This is a genomic window from Streptomyces sparsus (assembly GCF_054776295.1).
The window spans coordinates 1-4,945 of sequence record NZ_BAAHCA010000325.1 but is presented as its reverse complement, the minus strand read 5'-3'; the positions used below and the strand labels follow the sequence as shown (position 1 = coordinate 4,945).

The window sequence follows — 4,945 nt, the reverse complement described above, 5'->3', positions numbered from 1 at the left end:
CGCGTGCGCACCGCCCGCGCCGCGCAGGTCGCCTCGGAGGCGCCCGACGGGCCGCCCTACGACGTCGTCTTCCTGGACCCGCCCTACGCCGTCTCCGACGGCGATCTTCGGGAGATTATCCTCACACTCCGCGTCCAGGGCTGGTTCTCCGCGGACGCGCTCGTCACCGTGGAGCGCGGCACCCGAGGCGGTGAATTCCGGTGGCCCGAAGGGTTCGAGGGGCTCCGGTCCCGTCGCTACGGCGAAGGAACGCTTTGGTACGGTCGCGCCGCCCCACCAGAAGTCACCGACGCGTCATGACCAGCTCGGAGAGCGAGGAAACGCCAGTGCGCCGTGCCGTTTGCCCGGGGTCCTTCGACCCCATCACCAACGGGCACCTCGACATCATCGGCCGAGCCTCCAAGCTCTACGACGTCGTGCACGTCGCGGTGATGATCAACAAGAGCAAGCAGGGCCTCTTCACCGTCGACGAGCGACTCGAGCTGATCAGGGAGGTCACCGCCGAGTACGGCAACATCGAGATCGAGGCGTTCCACGGTCTGCTGGTCGACTTCTGCAAGCAGCGCGACATCCCCGCCATCGTGAAGGGCCTGCGCGCGGTCAGCGACTTCGACTACGAGTTGCAGATGGCCCAGATGAACATCGGCCTCTCCGGTGTGGAGACGCTGTTCGTACCGACCAACCCCACGTACAGCTTTCTCTCCTCCAGCCTGGTCAAGGAAGTGGCGACCTGGGGCGGCGACGTCTCGCACCTGGTGCCGCCTTCGGTGCTGGGCGCGCTGACCGAGCGGCTCGCCCGGCCCTGACACCCGCCATCGGCTGTCGCTCCGGCAGGCGGTGGCCGTACAGTCGTCGCCGTGGACGTACAGCAGAGACTCGACGAGATCGTCGCGGCGGTCGAGAACGCCCGATCCATGCCCATGTCGGCCTCCTGCGTGGTGAACCGGGCGGAGCTGCTGGCCCTGCTCGGCGAGGTGCGCGAGGCGCTGCCGGGCTCGCTGGCTCAGGCGCGCGAGGTGCTCGGTGACCGTGAGCAGGTCGTCGCCGATGCGCAGGAGGAGGCCCAGCGGATCATCGCCGCCGCCCGGAGCGAGCGCGGATCGCTGGTCGCCGGCACGGAGATCGCTCGGCTCTCCCAGGAGGAGGCCGACCGGATCCTCGGTGACGCCCGCCGCGAGGCCGCGGAGATCCGCGCCGAGGCGGACGACTACGTCGATAGCAAGCTGGCCAACTTCGAGGTCGTGCTGAGCAAGACCATCGGCTCGGTGGACCGCGGCCGGGAGAAGCTGCTCGGTCGCGCTCCCGACGGCGACCAGGACGACCACGCCGACGACGCCCCCGACCGTCCGGCGGACCCCGCCGAACTGCGCGACCGGGCCGACGCCTACGTGGAGGCCCAGTTCCGGGCTTTCGAGGCGGTCCTGTCCAAGACCCTGGAGGCGGTCGGCCGCGGTCGCCAGAAGCTGACCGGCCACCGGCCCAGCGACGATCTGGGCGCCCACATGGCGGCCCAGGACGAGGCCGCCGGCATCAGCCACCAGCCGCGGGCGAGCGACGCCGAGTACCTCGCCGACCTCGCCGCGGGCGAGCCGTCCCCCCGGCCCACCCGTTCGCCGCAGCCGGCCGTGGACCCGTACGCCGTGCCGGCCGCCCGGCAGGCGGACGGGTACCCGCAGGAGCAGGCGGACGGATACCCGCAGGACTCGTACGGCGGGCAGGCGCAGCAGCCCTACCCGCAGGAGACGTACGGGCAGGACGCCTACGGTTACCAGCCCGCAGCGGCCGACCAGGACGCCTATCCGGCGGCCCCGCTGCAGGAGCCGTACGGCTACCCGCAGCAGCCCTACGCCGCCCAGGGCGGCTACGGCCAGGACCCGCAGGGCGGGGCGGTGCCCGGAGGCGGTCAGCAGGACTACGCCCGCCAGGAGTACGCGCCGCAGGGCTACGTCCAGCAGGACTATGCCGCGGACCCCTACGGGGCAGGCGGGTACGGCGGCCAGCAGGCCCCCGCGCCCGGCTACCCGCAGCAGGAGCAGCCGTATCCGCCGCAGGGCCCCTACCCGCCGCAGGGCGGCTACGACCAGGCGCCGGGCGGCCCCCCGCCGGGCGGTCAGCAGGCCGGTGCGCTGGACGAGACCAGCCTCTTCGACACCAGCATGATCGACCTGGACCAGCTGCGGCAGTACGAGCAGGGCCGGTAGCCGGGCTCTGCCCCGGCCCGGACCGAATTGGGCCGATCGGGACGTGTCCAGTATCCTGTCTGTTCGGCCGCGCGTACGTCCGCGCTGCCAGGCTGCCCGGAGACTTCGGCGTCGGCCCACTCGTACCGTAGAAAGCAGGAAGCTCTGAACGCCCCCCTGGATCACCGTGCCCCGCTCGTGTTCGACACACGTGAGCTGGGGCGGCGTCCAGGTGCGATGAAGAAGCTCTCCCGCACGGTCGAGGCGCCGAAGCATCTCGGCATCGAGGTCATCGGGGTGCCCGAGGGCGCACCGATGAAGCTGGACCTCCGACTGGAGTCGGTCATGGAAGGGGTGCTTGTCACAGGCACCGCCCGTGCACCGCTGACAGGGGAGTGCGTAAGGTGTCTGGAGCCGCTCGAGCAGGAGTGCGAGGCGGATTTCCAGGAGATGTTCTCCTACCCCGACGCCGACGACCGGAACCGCGCTGCGGCAGCCGGCGACGACGCCGAGGAAGAGGAAGAAGGTCTCTCCCTCGAGGGCGACCTGTTCGACCTCGAGCCGGTGCTGCGGGACGCGGTGGTGCTCTCACTGCCGATGAAGCCCGTGTGCCGGGAGGACTGCCCGGGGCTGTGTGCCGTGTGCGGCGCCCGGCTCGCGGACGACCCGGACCACCAGCACGACGACGCCGTCGACATCCGTTGGGCGGCACTGCAGGGACTCGCCGAAACCATCCAGGACGGCGAGAAGGACAACGTGAACGGCGCCGCTCCGGGTGCCGACGAGAAGCAGGAGAAGTAGCCGTGGCTGTTCCGAAGCGGAAGATGTCGCGCAGCAACACGCGCCACCGCCGGTCGCAGTGGAAGGCTGCGGTCCCCACCCTGGTGAAATGCGAGCGCTGCCAGGAGCCGAAGCAGCAGCACATCGCGTGCCCGAGCTGCGGCACCTACAACAAGCGTCAGGTCCTCGAGGTCTGATCGGCGGGTGACAGGCTCCATGTCAGACGCCAGCACGCCCAAGAAGGCTTCGGCGGACCTGGTGGATGCGGCCTCGTCCCACACGCTCCTGGAAGGGCGGCTCGGGTACCACCTCGAGTCCGCCCTTCTGGTGCGTGCGCTGACACACCGTTCCTACGCCTATGAGAACGGTGGGCTGCCCACCAACGAACGCCTGGAGTTCCTCGGGGACTCCGTTCTCGGTCTGGTCGTCACCGACACCCTCTACCGCACCCATCCGGACCTGCCCGAGGGGCAGTTGGCGAAGCTGCGTGCCGCAGTGGTCAACTCCCGGGCACTCGCCGAGGTCGCCCGCGGCCTCGAACTGGGTTCCTTCGTCCGGCTCGGCCGGGGCGAGGAAGGCACCGGAGGGCGGAACAAGGCGTCCATCCTCGCGGACACCCTGGAGGCGGTGATCGGTGCCGTCTACCTCGACCAGGGGCTTCCGGCAGCGGACGAGCTGATCCACCGGCTCTTCGACCCGCTGATCGAGAAGTCCTCCAGCCTCGGTGCCGGACTGGACTGGAAGACCAGCCTCCAGGAACTCACCGCGGCCGAGGGGCTGGGTGTTCCCGAGTACCTGGTCACCGAGACCGGCCCCGACCACGAGAAGACCTTCACGGCTGCTGCCCGCGTCGGTGGTGTCGCGTACGGCACCGGCACCGGCCGCAGCAAGAAGGAAGCAGAACAGCAGGCGGCCGAGACCGCCTGGCGGGGGATCCGCGCGGCCACCGAGGCCTCGGCCGAATCCGCCCGCTGACGCACGACCGCCGCCGCCCCGGTGTCCGACGGACCCTCCGCCGGACACCGGGGCGCTGTCGGCTCACGCCCTGGAGGAGTGCCGATGCCCGAGCTGCCCGAGGTCGAGGTCGTCCGGCGGGGACTGGACCGCTGGGTCAGCCGGCGTACCGTCGCCGCGGTCACCGTGCTGCACCCCCGCTCGGTCCGCCGCCACCTGGCGGGCGGTGCCGACTTCGCCGCGCGGCTGCCCGGCAGGACCGTCGGTACGCCGCTGCGCCGCGGCAAGTACCTGTGGCTGCCGCTCTCCGGTCCGGACGCCGCCGAGGACTTCGCCGTGCTCGCCCACCTCGGCATGAGCGGACAGCTGCTCGTGCAGCCGCCGGACGCCCCCGACGAGAAGCACCTGCGGGTCCGGGTCACCTTCGCCGACGGTGACGGCAGCGAGCTGCGCTTCGTCGACCAGCGCACCTTCGGCGGGCTGTCCCTGCACCCGCTCACCGAGGGCGGCCTGCCCGACGTCATCGCGCACATCGCCCGCGACCCGCTGGACCCGGAGTTCGACGAGACGGCCCTCCACGCCGCGCTGCGCCGCAAGCGGACCACCGTCAAGCGCGCCCTGCTCGACCAGTCGCTGATCAGCGGCGTCGGCAACATCTACGCCGACGAGGCGCTGTGGCGCGCTCGGCTGCACTACGAGCGGCCCACCGCCACGCTCACCGCGCCCCGGACCGCGGAGCTGCTCACCCACGTGCGGGACGTGATGAACGCGGCGCTCGCGGTGGGCGGCACCAGCTTCGACAGCCTGTACGTGAACGTCAACGGCCAGTCCGGCTACTTCGACCGCTCCCTCGACGCCTACGGGCGGGAGGGGGAGCCCTGCCGCCGCTGCGGCACCCCGATCCGCCGGCGCCCCTGGATGAACCGGTCCAGCTACTTCTGCCCGCGCTGCCAGCGCCCGCCCCGCCTCGGCTGAGAGCCGCCACCGCGTCCGCGCGGCGCCCGGCCCCACACGGCAGCGGGGGGGGGGGG

Annotated in this window: 7 protein-coding genes; all 7 read left to right on the top strand. The window is 71.6% G+C overall.

Annotated features, from left to right (window positions below; translation table 11 throughout):
* A partial coding sequence (locus ACYVE9_RS15530; protein WP_461028438.1) for an RsmD family RNA methyltransferase occupies positions 1 to 300 on the top strand: 300 nt, incomplete at its 5' end.
* Positions 301 to 326: 26 nt separating this feature from the next.
* Positions 327 to 806 (top strand): pantetheine-phosphate adenylyltransferase, encoded by a 480-nt coding sequence (gene coaD, locus ACYVE9_RS15525; RefSeq protein ID WP_461028437.1) that lies wholly within the window; start codon positions 327 to 329, stop codon positions 804 to 806.
* A 51-nt stretch (positions 807 to 857) separates the two neighbouring features.
* Positions 858 to 2,201 (top strand): ATP synthase F0 subunit B, encoded by a 1,344-nt coding sequence (locus ACYVE9_RS15520; protein WP_461028436.1) that lies wholly within the window; start codon positions 858 to 860, stop codon positions 2,199 to 2,201.
* 177 nt (positions 2,202 to 2,378) lie between these two features.
* Positions 2,379 to 2,981 (top strand): YceD family protein, encoded by a 603-nt coding sequence (locus ACYVE9_RS15515; RefSeq protein ID WP_461028435.1) that lies wholly within the window; start codon positions 2,379 to 2,381, stop codon positions 2,979 to 2,981.
* Positions 2,982 to 2,983: 2 nt separating this feature from the next.
* Positions 2,984 to 3,157: a 50S ribosomal protein L32 gene (rpmF, locus tag ACYVE9_RS15510; RefSeq protein ID WP_023527756.1), complete on the top strand. Its 174-nt coding sequence runs from the start codon at positions 2,984 to 2,986 to the stop codon at positions 3,155 to 3,157.
* Positions 3,158 to 3,176: 19 nt separating this feature from the next.
* Positions 3,177 to 3,935 (top strand): ribonuclease III, encoded by a 759-nt coding sequence (gene rnc, locus ACYVE9_RS15505; RefSeq protein WP_461028434.1) that lies wholly within the window; start codon positions 3,177 to 3,179, stop codon positions 3,933 to 3,935.
* Positions 3,936 to 4,019: 84 nt separating this feature from the next.
* Positions 4,020 to 4,889 (top strand): bifunctional DNA-formamidopyrimidine glycosylase/DNA-(apurinic or apyrimidinic site) lyase, encoded by an 870-nt coding sequence (gene mutM / locus ACYVE9_RS15500; RefSeq protein WP_461028433.1) that lies wholly within the window; start codon positions 4,020 to 4,022, stop codon positions 4,887 to 4,889.
* Positions 4,890 to 4,945: the final 56 nt, after the last annotated feature.

Coding starts and splice junctions, on each gene's coding strand:
- mutM (WP_461028433.1), top strand. CDS start 4,020: ATGCCCGAGCTGCCCGAGGTCGAGGTCGTCCGGCGGGGACTGGACCGC.
- rnc (WP_461028434.1), top strand. CDS start 3,177: ATGTCAGACGCCAGCACGCCCAAGAAGGCTTCGGCGGACCTGGTGGAT.